The 17,275-nt window shown below is 45.6% G+C and carries 12 protein-coding genes; 6 read left to right on the forward strand and 6 right to left on the reverse strand.

Annotation, left to right across the window (positions count from 1 at the left end; all coding sequences use genetic code 11):
* Window positions 1–15 precede the first annotated feature (15 nt).
* Window positions 16–261, reverse strand: a complete 246-nt coding sequence (locus KTQ90_RS08005; protein WP_217317956.1) for a carboxypeptidase-like regulatory domain-containing protein — start codon at window positions 259–261, stop codon at window positions 16–18.
* Between the two features lie 197 nt (window positions 262–458).
* On the reverse strand, window positions 459–3,128 hold the full coding sequence (locus KTQ90_RS08010) for an NPCBM/NEW2 domain-containing protein (protein ID WP_217317957.1): 2,670 nt from the start codon (window positions 3,126–3,128) through the stop codon (window positions 459–461).
* Window positions 3,129–3,462: 334 nt separating this feature from the next.
* On the opposite strand from KTQ90_RS08010, the gene KTQ90_RS08015 reads away from it, so the two are divergent.
* The 6 genes from KTQ90_RS08015 to KTQ90_RS08045 all read left to right on the forward strand — a co-directional run bounded on the left by KTQ90_RS08015 (window position 3,463) and on the right by KTQ90_RS08045 (window position 11,406).
* The gene (locus KTQ90_RS08015; RefSeq protein ID WP_254359396.1) at window positions 3,463–6,156 is read left to right on the forward strand and encodes a SusC/RagA family TonB-linked outer membrane protein; all 2,694 of its coding nucleotides are present in this window, start codon (window positions 3,463–3,465) and stop codon (window positions 6,154–6,156) included.
* A gap of 34 nt (window positions 6,157–6,190) precedes the next feature.
* Window positions 6,191–7,813, forward strand: coding sequence for a RagB/SusD family nutrient uptake outer membrane protein (locus tag KTQ90_RS08020; protein WP_407936610.1), 1,623 nt, complete (start codon window positions 6,191–6,193; stop codon window positions 7,811–7,813).
* Between the two features lie 217 nt (window positions 7,814–8,030).
* Window positions 8,031–8,732 carry an iron-sulfur cluster assembly scaffold protein gene (locus KTQ90_RS08025; RefSeq protein ID WP_022158621.1) on the forward strand — a complete coding sequence of 234 codons (702 nt, stop codon included), beginning with the start codon at window positions 8,031–8,033 and terminating at the stop codon, window positions 8,730–8,732.
* Between the two features lie 17 nt (window positions 8,733–8,749).
* Entirely contained in the window at window positions 8,750–9,763 is a 1,014-nt protein-coding gene (locus tag KTQ90_RS08030) for a GGGtGRT protein (RefSeq protein ID WP_022158622.1), read from the forward strand.
* 155 nt (window positions 9,764–9,918) lie between these two features.
* On the forward strand, window positions 9,919–10,143 hold the full coding sequence (locus tag KTQ90_RS08035; RefSeq protein WP_407936611.1) for a DUF3791 domain-containing protein: 225 nt from the start codon (window positions 9,919–9,921) through the stop codon (window positions 10,141–10,143).
* Window positions 10,144–10,410: 267 nt separating this feature from the next.
* On the forward strand, window positions 10,411–11,406 hold the full coding sequence (locus tag KTQ90_RS08045) for a virulence RhuM family protein (protein WP_217317961.1): 996 nt from the start codon (window positions 10,411–10,413) through the stop codon (window positions 11,404–11,406).
* Between the two features lie 224 nt (window positions 11,407–11,630).
* Here KTQ90_RS08045 and KTQ90_RS08050 read toward each other — a convergent pair whose 3' ends face one another.
* Genes KTQ90_RS08050 through KTQ90_RS08065 form a run of 4 tightly spaced genes read right to left on the reverse strand, consistent with a single transcriptional unit; the run spans window position 11,631 to window position 17,218 of the window.
* The gene (locus KTQ90_RS08050) at window positions 11,631–13,208 is read right to left on the reverse strand and encodes a hypothetical protein (RefSeq protein ID WP_217317963.1); all 1,578 of its coding nucleotides are present in this window, start codon (window positions 13,206–13,208) and stop codon (window positions 11,631–11,633) included.
* Window positions 13,209–13,239: 31 nt separating this feature from the next.
* Window positions 13,240–14,706 (reverse strand): DNA (cytosine-5-)-methyltransferase, encoded by a 1,467-nt coding sequence (gene dcm / locus KTQ90_RS08055; RefSeq protein ID WP_217317964.1) that lies wholly within the window; start codon window positions 14,704–14,706, stop codon window positions 13,240–13,242.
* Window positions 14,694–16,181 carry a protein NO VEIN domain-containing protein gene (locus tag KTQ90_RS08060; RefSeq protein ID WP_217317966.1) on the reverse strand — a complete coding sequence of 496 codons (1,488 nt, stop codon included), beginning with the start codon at window positions 16,179–16,181 and terminating at the stop codon, window positions 14,694–14,696. Before KTQ90_RS08060 ends, dcm begins: the two co-directional genes overlap by 13 nt.
* Window positions 16,163–17,218 (reverse strand): DNA cytosine methyltransferase, encoded by a 1,056-nt coding sequence (locus KTQ90_RS08065; protein ID WP_217317967.1) that lies wholly within the window; start codon window positions 17,216–17,218, stop codon window positions 16,163–16,165. Before KTQ90_RS08065 ends, KTQ90_RS08060 begins: the two co-directional genes overlap by 19 nt.
* Window positions 17,219–17,275 lie beyond the last annotated feature (57 nt).

Here is a 17,275-nt window from a genome sequence, read left to right on the forward strand (position 1 = left end):
CTCGTGTATCTGTCTTCACATGCAACTAATCGCTATTTTATCCCGAATTGGGGTATTCTTCAGACCGTTCAGCTCGAAATTGCCGTCAGTGTCGGTCACAGCCTTTGCGTTGCTGCCCTCCACCGACACCACAGCTCCGATAAGAGTCTCGTTGCTCTTCTTGTCCACGACCGTTCCGCTTATCTGCTGGGCGAAAGCCCCTGCGGAGCAAGTCATCAGCAGCGTCGTCGCTGCCACCAAACTACAGTTTCTGTTGTTCATCCTTGTTACTTTCTTTTAGCTGCCGCAAAGTTACGCCTATGGTGTTACGTCAGCGTTTCTGCTGTGCTGAAAAACATTGACAAGCTATTTACGAAACAGTTACATACAGAAAAACCGCCCGGATAGGGGTCGTTTCCGACTGTCCTATCCGGGCGGTTTATATATAAATGTATAAGTAATATTCTATGCGTGTAGCATTAGATCTGTACCTTCACGGTTCTTGCATGAGCGTTGCATACTACAGTAACGAGATATGTGCCCTTTGCGAGAGCCACCTTTGCCTTGTCGGCTGTGGTGTTGATTCCGCTTACAACGCGTCCCTCGAAATCGCTCATGAGGATGCGCTTTGCGAGTCCTGCTGTCTCCGGCATGCTTATCTTAACGCAGTTCTTGCCAGCAACAATGCTGAAATCCTTTGCAGCAAACGTAGAAGCTACGCCGTCAACCACCTTCTTCTCAGCCAGACGGAACACACGTGTAGCGTGCTTGCGCACATCGGTTGTGAATGTACCCGTAGCTTCGCCTGCCTCAGCGTTCTCCATAACGTCGCGAACGGTGTAAGTCTTTGTCGGGTCGAGAGCCGGAATAGCAGCGAAGTCGAATGTAGCCTGCTTCTCAGAGCTTGACATGTTGGTTACAGAGAGAGCCACGTCGCCGTTCTCGCAGTCCTTAGCGAAGACAACGAGGTTGTCTGCCTCAGAGATGAGGTCGCCCTGCTGGCCCATACGGTCCTGGTTGAGAGCGATGAGCTCCTTGTTGCGCAGCAGCTTGAAGTCGGCATCGGTGAGAGTGTTCTTGCTCGGGTCGAACGACAGAGCCATCGGTGAAGACCACATACACCAGAGAGCGAACTGTGTAGCATACTCGTCGTCGGTCATACCGGCGCCAGTGCCGCCGCAGAGGTCGTTAGACGACTTGCCGGTAGCGTGCAGACCAGTGCAAAGCATATCCGAATCGTTGAAGCGGTTCACGCCCTGATAAGCAGAGAGGTTCTTCATAGCCTCGATGCTCTGTACGACGCCTACGCCGCTGCCTGAACCAGTCCAGCAGTCGCGTACGTCCTGCGAGATGCGCCAGCAGCGTCCGCCTACCTCAGCACCCCACTTCCACGGTTCGCGCACGCCCCACTCGCAGATGTAGAGCATAGTGTTGTTGCCAGCAGCAGCGAAAGCGTCTGCGAGAGCCTTGTAGCGCTTCTTGGCTGTCTCTACGTCGTCCGGCGCATAGCAGTAGTCGCACTTCACAACGTCTACGCCCCACTCGGCGTATGTCTTGGCGTCGATTGTCTCGTAGCCGTACGAACCGAAAGCGCCAGCACATGTTCTGTCAGCAGCGTCGGTATAAAGACCGAACTTCATGCCGTTCTTGTGAACATAGTCTGCAACAGTCTTCAGACCGTTCGGGAAGCGTGATGCGTTAGGCTGCGGTGTGCCGTCAGCCTTGCGTGTGCCCTGCCAGAGGTCGTCCATCATGATGTGGTTCCAACCGCACTCGTACAGACCTTTGTTCTGGAAGAGTTCTACAGCCTGCTCAATGATTTTCTGTGAGATGTTGCCCTGAACCGAGTTCCAAGAGAGCCAGCCCATGAACGGAACGGGGTGCTGCAGAGAGCTTGATACGGTGAGTGTTACGTCCTCCGATGTTGTCTCGCCGTCTACAGTAACGTTAATCTGATAAGTGTACACGCCTTCTTCAGCAACTACGCCCTCTACGATATTGCGGGCTGCGTTCCATGTAAGACCTGCAGGCAGATTGCTTACAGAGAGCTGAGCGCCAGTAACGGTAGAGCGAACCTTCTGCATGAAGCGCACGTTAGGCTGTGAGAATACGGTTGTAGCACATGCGAGCTTTGTGGTGAGTTCCTCTGCGCTCACGATGCACGGACGTGTAGAGTTCTGATCCTGGAACACGAGATAAGCGTTAGCCCAGTCAACGTGGTCGCAAGTGTTAGTGCCGTCAGTGCCGTTCGATGTCTCAAGATAGAGATACTTCCAACCGCTGAGGTTGTCTGCGTGTATGTCTACCGACTGGTTAGAGAAGCGGTTGATAGTACCCTTAGCCACATCCTCTGTAGCGCCGCCTTCAGCCTTTACGTAAACATGATAGTCGAAGTTGCCTGCCTCCTTCACCTCGTCGTCAACGCCGAGCACAGTGTAGAAGTCGGTTACCGATCCGTTGAGCTTGATGATAATCTGCGACGGTCCGTGTGTGCCCACTCCGCTCTCGTATACCTTGCCACCAATGGTGATATTGTTGCCGTCGATGCTCTTGTCCTTCTTCGGTGTGTGGTTCTCCCAACCGCACTTTGTCTTTTCTATTTCGAGAGAAGACAGGCGGATGTATTCCTGACCCCAAGGAGCATCAGGGATAGTGACTACGTTAGAGCCACCCTGCCACATGTCCGACTCGTTGATGAGCTGCGGTGCTGTGCCAGCGTACTTGAAGTAGGCGTTGCCGAGATCTACGTGGTCGCCCCAAGCCTCTTCGCCCTTGTCGAAGTTGAGGATGAGGTATACTACGTCGTTAAGGTCTACGTCTACCGTTGTGCCTGCAGCGTCGTTGACAGTGATAGTGCCACTCTTCACAGTCGTAGCCTGCTTGCTGCTGTTGTAAGTAGTGACAGTGTAGTCAACGATGCCGTGCTTAGCCTGGGTAGGCGCTGCACCATCGATACCGAAAATAGCGTGAAAACTTTTGGCACCATTCACCTTCACCACAAATTTTGAAGGAGCATGTGTGCCTACACCCGTTGTGTAAGTGTCGCCGGCTATAATAAGCGGTGTACCAAACGTAGCCTTGTCGGCATACACCTTATTCTTATTATCGTCGTTGAAATAAGTGACAGTAGTCAGGTCGAGCGAACTCAACAAGCATACGTCGTTACCAGTTGGGGGGGGTGATTGTCTCTGCTTTAGCATCAACAATGCCCAACACACTGACGAAAAACAAAGCCATCAGTGTGCTTACGTTACGTAAAAGTTGTTTCATTGTTTTTAATTAAGAAATTGATTTGTTGTATTATAGATTTTCTGCAAAGTTACCTATTATTATCTGATTGGCAAAACATTACATCATGTTTTAATACAAAAAAGTTTCGCGGCGGCAACAGAGTTTCTGACTATTTGCTTAATTGCAGAATAATTTGTAATTTAGCGGCACAAAACAAACATTTTATAGAGAGCCTAAACATACTGTGAACAGATGAAGAAACTCCAGAAACTACACAAATACATATTTGCAGCGGCAGTCGTCTCGCTGCAAATACCAGCATCTGCCACTGCTCAGGTGCAGGAGCTGAACGTGCAGCGCGACACGATCTCCACATACCTGAAGGTACAGAACAAAGGTATCGTAAACAATGCCCTCGACGTGTTGAACGGCAATGCAGCCGGTGTTAATGTTACTTCGAACGGCATGGACCGTATGGCGCAGCTCTCGTCGGTGCGAGTGCGCGGCACCACGTCTATAGTCGGAGGCAACGACCCTCTCGTCATCATCGACGGCGTGACAAGCGATATCGCCACGCTCTCTACAATCTATCCTGCCGATATAGAGAGTTTCTCGGTGCTTAAGAATGCCGCCGAGACCGCCCTCTACGGCTCGCGCGGTGCGTCGGGTGTTATCGAGGTGAAGACAAAGAGGGGCACAGGTAAAGGATTCCAAATATCTTACGAGACAAACATCGGACTGGAAGCCATGTCAAAGAAACTCGACATGCTTTCGGCTGACGAATATCTTGCTACTGCCAAACGCCTCGGGATATACGCCAACAACGGCGGATACAAAAACAACTTCTACGACGTAATCACTCGAACCGGCTTCGTACAGAACCATTACCTGGCTTTCAGCGGTGGCTCGGAACACTCGAACTATCGTGCGTCGTTCGGTTATATCGACCATAACACCATCATAAAGACCAAGGACTACAACAATTTTGTGGCAAAGATTGACGTCACGCAGCATGCTTTCGGCAACCGTCTCGTCGGCGACTTCGGTGTGTTCGGATCTACATACAAGAACAATGACATCTTCGACCCGCAGATGCTGTTCTACTCAGCTGCATGCCAGAACCCTACTTACCCTGCCGGACGCGACGCCAACGGCAACTGGACAAAGAACGGTTCTGCATATCGTATCAATCCGCCTTCTGCCGTACTTGCCGAATGTAGCGACCAGAAGGAGATGTACTTCAATACCCACATGCGACTGCTCTACAAGCTTGCGCCGTCGCTCAATCTGTCGGCATTCGGCAGCTACTCCTACACCTCAAACGAGAACTCTGAGTTCTGCCCGACATGGTTGTGGGCGCAGGGCAACGTATATCGCGGCGAGTTCAAGAAACAGGAGTATCTCGGCAATGTCTCGCTCGACTATGCCCATACATGGGGCATCCATTCGCTGTCTGCCGGATTCTCCACTGAATATCATTACCTGGAACGCACGGCATTCTGGACACGCGCCAAGGGTATAACGACAAACGAGTTCGGCTACGACAACATCGGAGTCACTGCGTCGCGTCCCTATGGCGCTACGGGCAGCATCTACGAAGACCAGTCGCTGGCGTCGGTCATGGCAAACGCCTCCTATACATTATATAATAAGTATAAGCTGACGCTCACTATGCGTGGCGACGGTTCGTCTATGGTGGGCGACGACCATACATGGGGCTTCTTCCCGTCTGTCTCGGCAGAATGGGACGTTAAGAAAGAGCGTTTCTTAAGCGGTTTCGACGGAATAAGCACTCTGAAATTGCGTTCAGGCTACGGACGTTCGGGCAATCTGGGCGGCATATCTGCCTATACTACAATGAACAACGTGCAGCAGACGGGCATCGTACCCGTCAACAACACGCCGACTGTGACGCTCGGCACCATACGCAACAACAACCCCGACCTGAAATGGGAGACAAAGTCGACGTTCAATATCGGTGGCGAGATCGGACTGTGGCACAACCGCCTTATGCTTACCGCCGAATACTATTACTCTAAGACCACCGACATGCTCTACTTCTACGATGTGCCCGTGCCGCCGTTTGCCTACGACAAGCTGTTGGCAAACATCGGCGCTATGTCGAACCAGGGTCTTGAAATTGGTTTCTCTATAGCTCCGGTGCAGACAAAGGATATAGACCTAAACGTGAGCATGAATCTCTCGTTCCAGAAGAATAAGTTGCTGTCGCTCTCTGGCAACTATAACGGCATGAATATGTCGGCTGCCAACATCACAGCCATCGGCTCCATAGACGGAGCCGGTCAGAACGGCGGTGACAACAACCATGTGCTCTACCAGATTGTAGGACAACCCTTGGGTGTGTTCTATCTGCCTCATTGCACCGGACTCTACAAGGACGAGCAGGGCACAATGAAGTATAGGATAGAAGACCTCGACAACAACGGCACTATCGACTTCGGCGACGGTGGCGACCGACGCATCTGCGGACAAGCCACGCCAAAGGCAACGCTCGGCTCCAACATATCGCTGCGCTACAAGAATTTCTATATGTCGCTGCAGATGAACGGAGCCTTCGGACACAAGATATTCAACGGTACGGCATTGGCATACAACAACATGTCGTCGTTCCCGATATACAACGTGATGAAAGGTGCGCCCGAACGTAACATCGTCGACCAGAACGTGTCCGACTATTGGCTCGAACGTGGCGACTATCTCAACTTCGAGTATCTCACCGTAGGCTACAACGTGCCGGTGAAGAGCAACATAGTGCGCTCGCTGCGCGTGTCGTGCAGCGTCAACAACCTCGCCACCATCACGTCCTACAGCGGACTGACACCGATGATCAACTCGTATGTTGTCAACTCGTCAATGGGCATCGACGACAAGCGCTGCTATCCTACCTACCGAACCTACTCTATAGGAGTGAGCGTGCAGTTCTAAACAGCCCGAAATGTTTTCACCAACGTAACGATTAATGACTATGAAACATAAATTTTTCGCATTGTCTGTTCTCGCCCTTTCGCTCTCGCTGACGAGTTGTCTCGACGAAGCACCAAAAGACCAGTTGCCGGAGCAGAATATTTACGACTCTGCCAACAGTTTGTACATCAACGCTGTAGCTTCGCTGTATAACTATATAGGTGCACACGAGGAGTGCGAAGGCTTGCAAGGCACATGCCGCGGCATATACGACTACAACACGCTGACCACCGACGAGGCCATCATGCCCATACGCGGCGGCAACTGGTATGACGGCGGACTCTGGGAAAACATGTACAAACATACATGGACTGCCACCGATACCGATCTGTACAAGGTCTGGAAATATCTCTATAAGGTTATCGTGCTCTCCACAAAGTCGTTGGAGACGATAGACCAGTACAAGGCGCTGCTTACAGACCGACAGCGTGACGAGTACAAGGCGGAAGTGAGAGCCGTTAGAGCCATGTTCTACTATTATGCTATGGACATGTTCGGACGCATACCCATTCTTGAGTCGACAGCGCAAAAGACTGCCGATATACGTCAGAGCGAGCGCAGCGAAGTGTTCGGCTATATCGTGAACGAACTGCAGACCGTGGCGCCGCTTCTGCCCCTTGAGCACAGCAACCTGCAGGGCAACTACTACGGTAGGGTGACGCGTCCGGTGGCATGGTTCCTGCTTGCCAAACTCGCACTCAACGCCGAAGTGTACACCGACAACAACTGGACCGACTCGTCACGACCAGACGGCAAGACGATATTGTTCGACATCGACGGCACACAGAAGAACGCATGGCAGACCTGCATCCACTACTGCGACCTGATAGCAGCTGCCGGATATTCGCTCGAGAGCGACTATGCAAGCAACTTCGCCGTGCACAACGAAAACTCGAAGGAGAACATCTTTACCATTCCGTTAGACAAGATGCTCTATCTGAACGAGTTTCATTATCTTTTCCGCTCGCGCCATTACGCACACGGCGGTGCATACGGCGGCGCTTCCGAGAATGGCACATGCGCCACGCTGCACACCATGGCTGTAAACGGCTACGGCACAGCTTCGCCCGACACGCGCCTCGAACATAACTTCTACACGGGTAGGGTGGAGGTGGACGGCAAGTATGTAACCCTCGACGACGGCACGCCGCTCCAGTACATGCCGCTCGCTGTTGAGCAGAATCTCACGGCAAGCAAATACATCGAAACGGCAGGAGCACGCATGAAGAAATATGAGGTAGACCGCACAGCCTACTCCGACGGACGTATGCCCGACAACGATATCGTACTCTATAGATACGCCGATGTGCTGCTGATGAAGGCAGAGGCAAAGGTGAGAAACGGAGAGCCGGGCGACGAGCAACTCAACGCCGTGCGCTCGCGTGCCGGAATGCCCTCGCTTGCAGCCACCCTCGCTAACATCCTCGACGAGCGTCTGCTCGAACTCGTGTGGGAAGGCTGGCGCCGGCAGGACATGATACGCTTCGGCACCTACTGCGCTCCGTACGACATCCACACACCGTCAGCCGCCGACAAGAAGCGATACACTATAGTTTTCCCGATACCGGAAAAAGCACGTGAACTGAACCCGAATCTCGCGCAAAACCCTGGATATTAGTGAAAAGCGATGCCGACACTATAGATGTCCTATTGTGCAAACAAAAAACAAATAATGCATAATTCGTGAAATGAAAACAAAAAAATACCTCAAAATAGGTATAGTATAATTCTTTTTTTGTAATTTTGTAAGCGTAAAGGGTGTGAGCCTTAAAAGCTTATGCCGCTTTCGTAGAAAAGACTTTACACATTAATAATTTAAATTATTATAACCGATTATGATTTATTCAAAAGAAGTAGACAACATGTGCGTTGTCGCAAAGGGTCCTAACCACGGACCGGCTCCAATTCCTGAGGAAGGAAAATGGATTTATGCCAAGGAGATTAAGGATATTTCTGGCTATACTCACGGTGTGGGTTGGTGTGCTCCGCAGCAGGGTGCCTGCAAGCTGTCTCTGAACGTTAAGAACGGCGTTATCCAGGAGGCTCTCGTTGAGACTATCGGTTGCACCGGTATGACTCACTCAGCAGCTATGGCTTCTGAGATTCTCCCGGGCAAGACAATCCTCGAGGCTCTGAACACCGACCTCGTTTGCGATGCTATCAACACAGCTATGCGCGAGCTCTTCCTCCAGATTGTTTACGGACGTACACAGAGCGCATTCTCTGAGGGCGGTCTCGTAATCGGTGCTGGTCTTGAGGACCTCGGCAAGGGTCTTCGCTCACAGACAGGTACTCTCTACGGTACAGTAGCTAAGGGTACACGCTACTTGGAGCTCACAGAGGGCTACATCACACGTCAGTTCCTCGACAAGGACAACCAGGTTTGCGGTTACGAGTATGTTCACCTCGGCAAGATGATGGAAGCTATCAAGAACGGTATGGACGCTAACGAGGCTGTGAAGAAGTTCACTGGCTCTTACGGTCGTACAACTGCCGAGCAGGGTGTTGTTAAAGCAATTGATCCACGTAAAGAATAATAAGGAGATACACAACTATGATTAGAAAAGTAAGTTACGAAAGTCAGGAGCGCCGCGAGGCTCAGGTTCTTGCCGCTCTCAACGCTGAGGGAATCAAGAGCCTTGAAGAGGCTAACGAGATTTGCGAAGCTGTAGGTGTTGATCCTTATCAGATGTGTGAGGACACACAGCGCATCTGCTTCGAGAACGCAAAGTGGGCATACGTTGCAGGTGCAGCTATCGCTATCAAGCGTGGCGTTAAGACAGCTGCCGACGCTGCTGAGGCAATTGGTGTAGGTCTGCAGGCATTCTGCATCCCTGGTTCTGTAGCTGACGACCGCAAGGTAGGTCTCGGCCACGGCAACCTCGCTGCTCGTCTTCTCCGCGAGGAGACACAGTGCTTCGCTTTCTTGGCAGGTCACGAGTCATTCGCAGCTGCTGAGGGCGCTATCAAGATTGCTGAGATGGCAAACAAGGTTCGCAAGAACCCGCTGCGTGTTATCCTCAACGGTCTTGGCAAGGACGCTGCTCAGATCATCAGCCGCATCAACGGCTTCACATACGTTAAGACAGAGTTCGACTACTACACAGGCGAGCTGAAGGTAGTAGACCGCATCGCTTACTCAGACGGTCCGCGCGCTAAGGTTAACTGCTACGGTGCTAACGACGTTCGCGAGGGCGTTGCTATCAACTGGAGCGAGGACGTAGACGTATCTATCACAGGTAACTCTACAAACCCGACACGTTTCCAGCACCCGGTAGCTGGTACATACAAGAAGGAGCGTATCCTCGCAGGTAAGCCTTACTTCTCAGTTGCTTCTGGTGGCGGTACAGGCCGTACACTCCACCCGGACAACATGGCAGCAGGTCCTGCTTCTTACGGTATGACCGATACTCTCGGCCGTATGCACTCTGACGCTCAGTTCGCAGGTTCTTCTTCAGTACCTGCTCACGTAGAGATGATGGGCTTCCTCGGTATGGGTAACAACCCGATGGTAGGTGCTTCTGTAGCTATCGCCGTTGCTATCGACCTCGCACTGAACAAGAAGTAATTCTTCGCTATTAGCGAGATTTACATAATATGACGACTCCCATAGTCCGCAAGGATTATGGGAGTCGTTTTTTTATTTTAACTTGAAAGACGCACGAGGTTTCAAATGAAAAGTATATATTTGCATTTGAATACTAATTATTTGCAATGGAGACAATGAACAGAACAAAGGAGTTCGACCGCCTCGCCTTTACGGTGTTGGCTATCGAGGCTTCTGCGCAGAAGATGAATATATCGCCGTCGGAGATGAGAAGGCGACTGGAGAAGGTGGGGCTTATCAAGAGTCTCATACAGAATTGCTACGACACTTTGCATACCGAGAGCCGCGAAGCCGTAGCGAACGATGTCGTTGAGGCTCTGAAAAATTGGGAAAAAGAATAAATGGAAAAGCAAATACTATAATTTGCAGTTTAAATCATACGAAAGGGTATAGTTATGTTAGACTTCTTATTATGGAACAAAATAGCACGTATCATTGCGCAGTTAGCTGATACTCTGCATATATCAACAGACAGAGCCTTGCAGATTTTCTATGACTCTGACGTTTGCCGTATGCTTCACGACAAAGACCTCGGGCTGCATCTGATGAGCGACACGTATATTGTTAACGACTTGATTGCGGAGCTGAGGAATAAGCAATAGAAAAATATGGATAAAGGACAATTTCTGTTATACCAAACTCCTGACGGCGATTCACAGATTGAGGTGAAGCTGCAGAACGATACCGTCTGGCTCTCGCTTGACCAGATGGCTGAACTGTTCCAGCGCAACAAATCCACTATTTCACGACACATAAAGAATGTGCTGGAGGATGGGGAGTTGGAGGAAAAATCAGTTGTTGCATTTTTTGCAACAACTGCATCTGATAGTAAAACATACTCTGTAGCTTACTACAACCTCGACATGATTATCAGCGTAGGCTACCGCGTGCATTCCTATCGTGGCGTTCAGTTCCGTATATGGGCGACAAAGGTATTGAAGGAGTATATTGTTAAGGGGTTTGCCATGAACGACGACCTGCTGAAACGTGCAGGAGGAGGCAACTACTTTGACGAGTTGCTTGCAAGAATACGCGATATCCGCTCCAGTGAGAAGGTGTTCTACCGCAAGGTGCTTGAGATATATGCCCTCAGCATCGACTACGATCCGCGAGTGGAAATGACACAGAAGTTCTTCAAGACTGTACAGAACAAGATGCATTATTCGGTTCATGGGCATACGGCGGCAGAAATAATATACGAGCGAGCTGATGCTGAGAAAGACTTCATGGGATTGACCACATGGGCTGGAGCTATGCCTACGAAGCCCGAAGCCGAAATAGCAAAGAACTATCTCACGCACGAGGAAGTGAAGTCGCTTAACCGCATCGTGAGTCTGTATCTCGACTTCGCCGAAATGCAGGCTGAGGAACACCGCCCGATGTACATGAAGGACTGGATAAACATTCTCGACGACTTCCTGCGTATCTCCCGAAAGGACATCCTTACTCATGCCGGTAAAATCTCCGCCAAACTCGCCAAGGAGAAAGCCGACAATGAATACGACAAGTTCAAGGAGCGCACCCAGAATAATCTCTCCGCTGTAGAGATTCACTTCCTTGAAAACTTTGAACGTGAACAGAAGAGATTACTCCGAGATAAGTAGTGTAGCTGAAAAAATCCTCCATATCTTCCAGCTTCGCCGTAACTCGCACATTATTAATACTATAAAGGCTGGCAGATAATCTCAGAAACGGGTTATCTGCCAGCCTATCTTCCAGCCTCAACGCTGCGTTTTATGGCTTCGCGAGCAGCAACCTGCTTAGTCTAATTGTTTTGCTGAGCTATTCAGTTGAACTGGCGACATGTATATTATACCTTTTAACTGCTTTATTTACATTTTATAGGCTTCTTCGGTTTGAACATATCTAATAATTCCACCAAGCCACAATCCACATCCTTCTGTGCATACTTCTCTATCTTACTTTTTTTAATTATATAATCAGCATACAATGCATATTCTCTTGGAATTTTGTTGTTGGTAAAATTAATACCATATCCCATTATCTTCGCCAAATAAGCACCAATATAATAAATTTCGTTTATTCCATATATAGCATTTTTAATACATTTCTCTCGAAATATAAAATAATCAACAATTTGTTCTGGCTGAAACAAGTAAACAATAGAGTCTAAATCATATAATGACATAGCAATAATTGGTGAAGATTGCTGGCTATAGCTTTTTATGTAGCTGAGAGTTGAAATTCCCGGAAAAGTATCAAGAGTAATACAAACATTATATAAAGATAAAGAACTTACATAACCTAACCCATGTTTTCTTAAAGAATAATATTCATTTGCATTTTGCATACATTCTATACATTTCAATCCTTGTTCATGGGCTTCAATTATAGCCATTTTCGTATCATTCTCTATAGACTCAGCATCACCTTGCTTTGATAACTCAGTTAATCTTTTACTTTTTACTTGAAAAACAACTCCTGTATCTTTATAGGAGAAGAAAACATCAATATCAGTAACCATGTTAGAAGACTTTGTCTTGGTTATAGGTATATGAGCAAAAACGTTCTTTTGAAATCTACGTTGTATTATCTCTAAAACCAGTTTTTCTGCAATGTCCCCACGGATAGTTCCTAAATTCTTGCCAAAATAAGAAGACGATTGTAGCCAATAAAATGGAGTCTCATTCATAGCTATAGAAATTGCACTCTCATTTACACAAAAACAGCCCCTATTATTTGGCAATTCAATAATAGGATATTTTACATAGCTATTAAAATCAGTAATTTTACTAATTGGTTTGTCAATATCACTTCCTAATCTAAAGGAAAGAGCCTTAATTACAGATTGTTCTTCAAAACTAAATTTCTTTTTAATAATATTGGGCTTAATAGTAAAAGCATTCATGGGCGAGATAAACTTATGGTGTTTCCTTTTTTCTTCTCTACGCCTTTTTATTTGTTTTTCTATACAACTCTTAATCTTATGCAATGTGGAATTTAAAACATTTGTGTCAAAATTGAAATCGTTTTTTAACACATTATGCAAACAGGGCTTATTATACTTTTTTTGAGCATAATAGGTATATTGCCAATCGTAAGCCAGATCTCCTTCATAGAAAAACATCTCAATAAATTGATTAGTCAAATCATTCTTTTTAAGAAATAAAGAATGTAAATCGTCCATCAACTTATAAACTTCTCTCGTAAAATCATCATCATGTCTTATGTCCCATGTTTTATTAAGTACTACATTCTGAATCCATAAACCTGTTAAAAAATTCAACTCAGAAGATAACATTCTATCTTTATTTGCATCCTGCCCATGTTGTAGTTGATAATCTATTCCTATAGTCTCAAAAAAAGCGATATATCCTAATACTCTACCAAATGAGAAATAAGAGCTAAGTTCATTTAATCTGTTATATATTTCAGTTTCACTCATGAGTCCATTTTATTTTATGTAGAAGATGTGCTTATACAAAGCACACCTTCTTGTTTGTTTCTGTTAATTTGAATAAACCTTCTATAGTTGTATCCGTGAAAGCTCGCCAAATATCCAAATGGATAGGTTGATAGTCGTTGAAAAGTTGCCCTATGTATTGTATCTCGAATACAAGACGAAAATCATTGTCGTCACATTCGGGATGAACCTCTTTCTTTGTACCAACTCTTGCAATTTTGATAACATACAAATCTCTTACACCTTTCCGCTTAATATAAGGCATGAAATAATACAACTTATTCAAAGCCACAGTTGAAGGAAATTTTTTACCTGTGTAATACACTTTAGCAGAGCGATCCAAATATTGCTCCATGTTGTCAGACTTGACCAAGCTGATTAGGACATTCTTATTTGAGTCAAACATATCAAGCCCCATAGATAACTGTGGCATCAATGAAGTTGCAGAGCGAGTATTATCTACAATGAAGTTCGGGTATTCAACCTTAACCTCGTTTAAATCTAATACATGTACTGCTATTACTTTTTGCAAAGCTCTTATCACATGCCACATCAATACTGGAGGAACGGCATTACCAATAGCCTTATATTGACGAATCTGTGAAACAGAATCGAGCTTAAATGAGTCAGGAAACGACTGAATACGAGCAGCCTCTCTTGTTGAAAACCGTCTGTACCGCCCATCTACCATGAAAACAGGATCGGTGCTGTTCAAACTGACCTTAGCCAAATGAGCACTTACCGTGTTACAAGGCTCATTAAGGTTCATAGCTCGTCCCTTGTTCATTTTCTCTCTAACGGCCATCATTCCTGCAACAGCCTTCTCACTGAAGAAAAGTTTTTCGTCCTTGTTGGCATCTTCCATAATAACATCTCCAAGAACTTTACGTTCTGAAGTATGGACTTTCTGAGGATATTTAAATTTTACAAAATCCTCTTCATTATGAAAACCTACAATTATGACTCGTTCTCTCTTCTGTGGCACACCATATTCAGAAGCGTTAAGTAATTTGTGAACGACCTTATAGCCTGCATTCTCAAACTCCTTAATTATCATTGGGAAAGCCTTTCCATTATTTGCCGAAAGGATTCCTTTCACATTTTCAGCTATGAAAAATCTGGGTTGACGAGCTTTCAATATTTTCACCATCTCAAAGAACAGCATACCTCTTTCGTCCTTATAGCCTAAACGCGGAGGATTCTGTGCAGAAATAGAGAAAGATTGGCATGGAAACCCACCGATTAACATATCAAACTCTGGCATTTCATCAATGTTGATATCTCTAACATCCTTTACAATGCATTTGTGGCTAAAGTTCTCATTGTAAATTTTGGTGCAGTACTCGTCATTGTCTACCGAGTAGACAATATCGAAGGGGGTCTCTGCATACTCTTTTCCAAGATATGAGAAACCTCCGACAATACCCAAATCCATACCACCACATCCACAAAACAATGACGCTACTTTTATTCTTTCCATGTCAACAATTCTGTTGGTTTGAATGTTTCTGAGGAGAATGATATCTCCATTCCGTTGCGAGATTCTGCTTCAATCTTATCTGATTTGTATAATGCTACAGGATCTCGTAAAACAAATAGTGTTCTATCCTGCTCACTGAGCATGAGCCTATAAACACAATAATGTTCTTTTATAGTGCCCGCCACATTCCACTCGTTTGAAGACATATGAAATCCATACATCTGTATCTTTTTCTTACTGATTGTGGTTTTGACTTCTATATAGCGATGATTATCTGTGCCATCGGCTTCATAGCTATCTATATCGAAACCAGGATGGTAAGCAGGACTGTCTACAATTTGCACAAGGCGTACAAATTTCTCATAACCATTTATCTTTAGGCGCATTTTTTCATGTCCGCATATTATTGCCTCGCCTAAGTTTCCAATATCCTTTGTTGTTCTATTATTAGAAGATACAACCTCCTTAATTCTATCCTCAAAAACGACATCAATTTCTCCTGCATGTTCAATAATAGAACGAATATCTGTTTTGAACAACTCAGGATTCATAGAGTCGTTTACATAGTCGAACCAATAAGGCTCTAATCTTGTTAGTTCTATGGTTGCTATATCCTTCTTTCCATAGAATTTGTCATATCCGTCAAACCAACTTTTATCTTCTGCAAAAGTCTTTAAAACAGAAAACTCGTTACCCTTTAAAGTGAAATAGCCGTGGCTTTTTGACAGCAAATTAGCGATTTCCATATAATCCAATATGTCACCAGCGTATCTTGTCATATCGCCTTTAGTTCGTGCTTTACCACGCAATGATTGACATCTTGAATCATTTGGATTATAATATCTTATCTTGTTCTTCCGATTATACAATATTGTTTCTGCAATTTCTTTTGGAGTAAATTGGCCACTTGTTACCCTAATGTCATTGAAAATGCAATATGTTGCTTCTTCTGCAGATATTGACATCTCTTTTGAGGCATTTCTGTTGCTAAGAAGTTCGTTGCCAGCCATAAGAACCTGGATAATTGTTCTTGCTGGCTTAAATTTGATGTTATGAGAGATTATGTCTTTAACATCATTTGATTTCATGTGACCACCAGGAAACTGAAAAGAGAACAGAAATAAGCGCAAGAATTGTGTCAAGTCCTGATTTTCATGCAGGAACTTGGCCATCTTTGATGTCTCTGTCACATGATTCTTTTTATCTTCATTATAGAATCCAAACAATGCAGGAATTTCTGTTCGCCAGTTGTCAAGAGTCTTCTTTTTTACGTCGATATTTCCCGGGAACATCTTTATTGCATTAAAATATCTCTTGCTGTATTCTGCACAAGAGCACTTGGGAATTCGACAACACTCATTAGCCATGTAGAGCAACACATTTTCAATGTTGCTCTTAAACCTTGGTCTAACAAAGTGTATACGGTACCAATCTTTGTTGGGTATCTGATAATATGTTATTTGATTTTCTTCCATAAGTTCTTCTTTAAATGTTCAGCTATAGCTTGAGCCATTAATGGAGGAACGGCATTACCTACTTGTTTATATTGGCTCGTCTTACTACACATAAAGATGAAATCATCAGGGAAAGACTGTATTCTCGCACTTTCTCTAACTGTTGGAACACGATTCCATTTATAATGGAAATGGTGTCTATGTCCTGTGTCAATCGTTATACTTGGACGCAGGCTATTTAACCGAGTCCATGCGATATGTACTTTTCTTGTGCCTTGCAAATCTTTAGGCAAATCTTTGTAATTGCCACCATCAGGAACCATTGAAATTATTCGTTTCGTTTGCTCATTATGGACGGTAATTTCATGATTATATACTCCAGAGCTATTGCGCCTTTCAAGTTTCTGATACTCTGATTGCGCTTCTGTAGGGTAGGCAGCACCTTCCTCCAAGCTTCCTTCTGGTAAATCTGATAATGCTTCATTTGTAGTCACTTTGTGTTCTACTGAAGGTATTTCAAAATCAAACGTACTATTTAACGTACCTACAAAGACTGCACGTCTGCGATTTTGTGGTACGCCATAGTCGGAGGCTGTCAATACTTTCGTTTGTACGTTATAGCCCAAAGATTGAAAATCTTCAATAATAGACGCTTTAATAATGCCGTCACCCATAGAAAGGATATTGGGCACGTTCTCCATAACAAAGGCTTGTGGCTTGAAATATTCTACCATCCTAACAAAGCCTTTATACAATTGGTTTCGTTCATCGTCAACGATGCGCTTACCAGCTATAGAAAAACCTTGGCAAGGAGGTCCGCCTATGATAACATCTACTTGTTGTCCATCCAAAAGCTTTTCTACTTCTGAAGGGTTCAATGATGCCATATCTGCACATAAAGTTTTGCTCTGCTTGTGGTTGTATTTATATGTTTCCAATGCATCTTTCCATATGTCAATGCCTAACAAGACATGATAGCCAGCCTCTTCAAATCCTAAAGACATGCCACCACACCCACAAAACAAATCCAAAACAGTATTTAAATCTTTATTAGTCATATTTCCTTTTGTTTGCAAATGTAGTAAAAATAATCCACAAAATCATATTGGCTACTA

This window comes from Leyella stercorea, from assembly GCF_019052365.1.
Taxonomy (GTDB): domain Bacteria; phylum Bacteroidota; class Bacteroidia; order Bacteroidales; family Bacteroidaceae; genus Prevotella.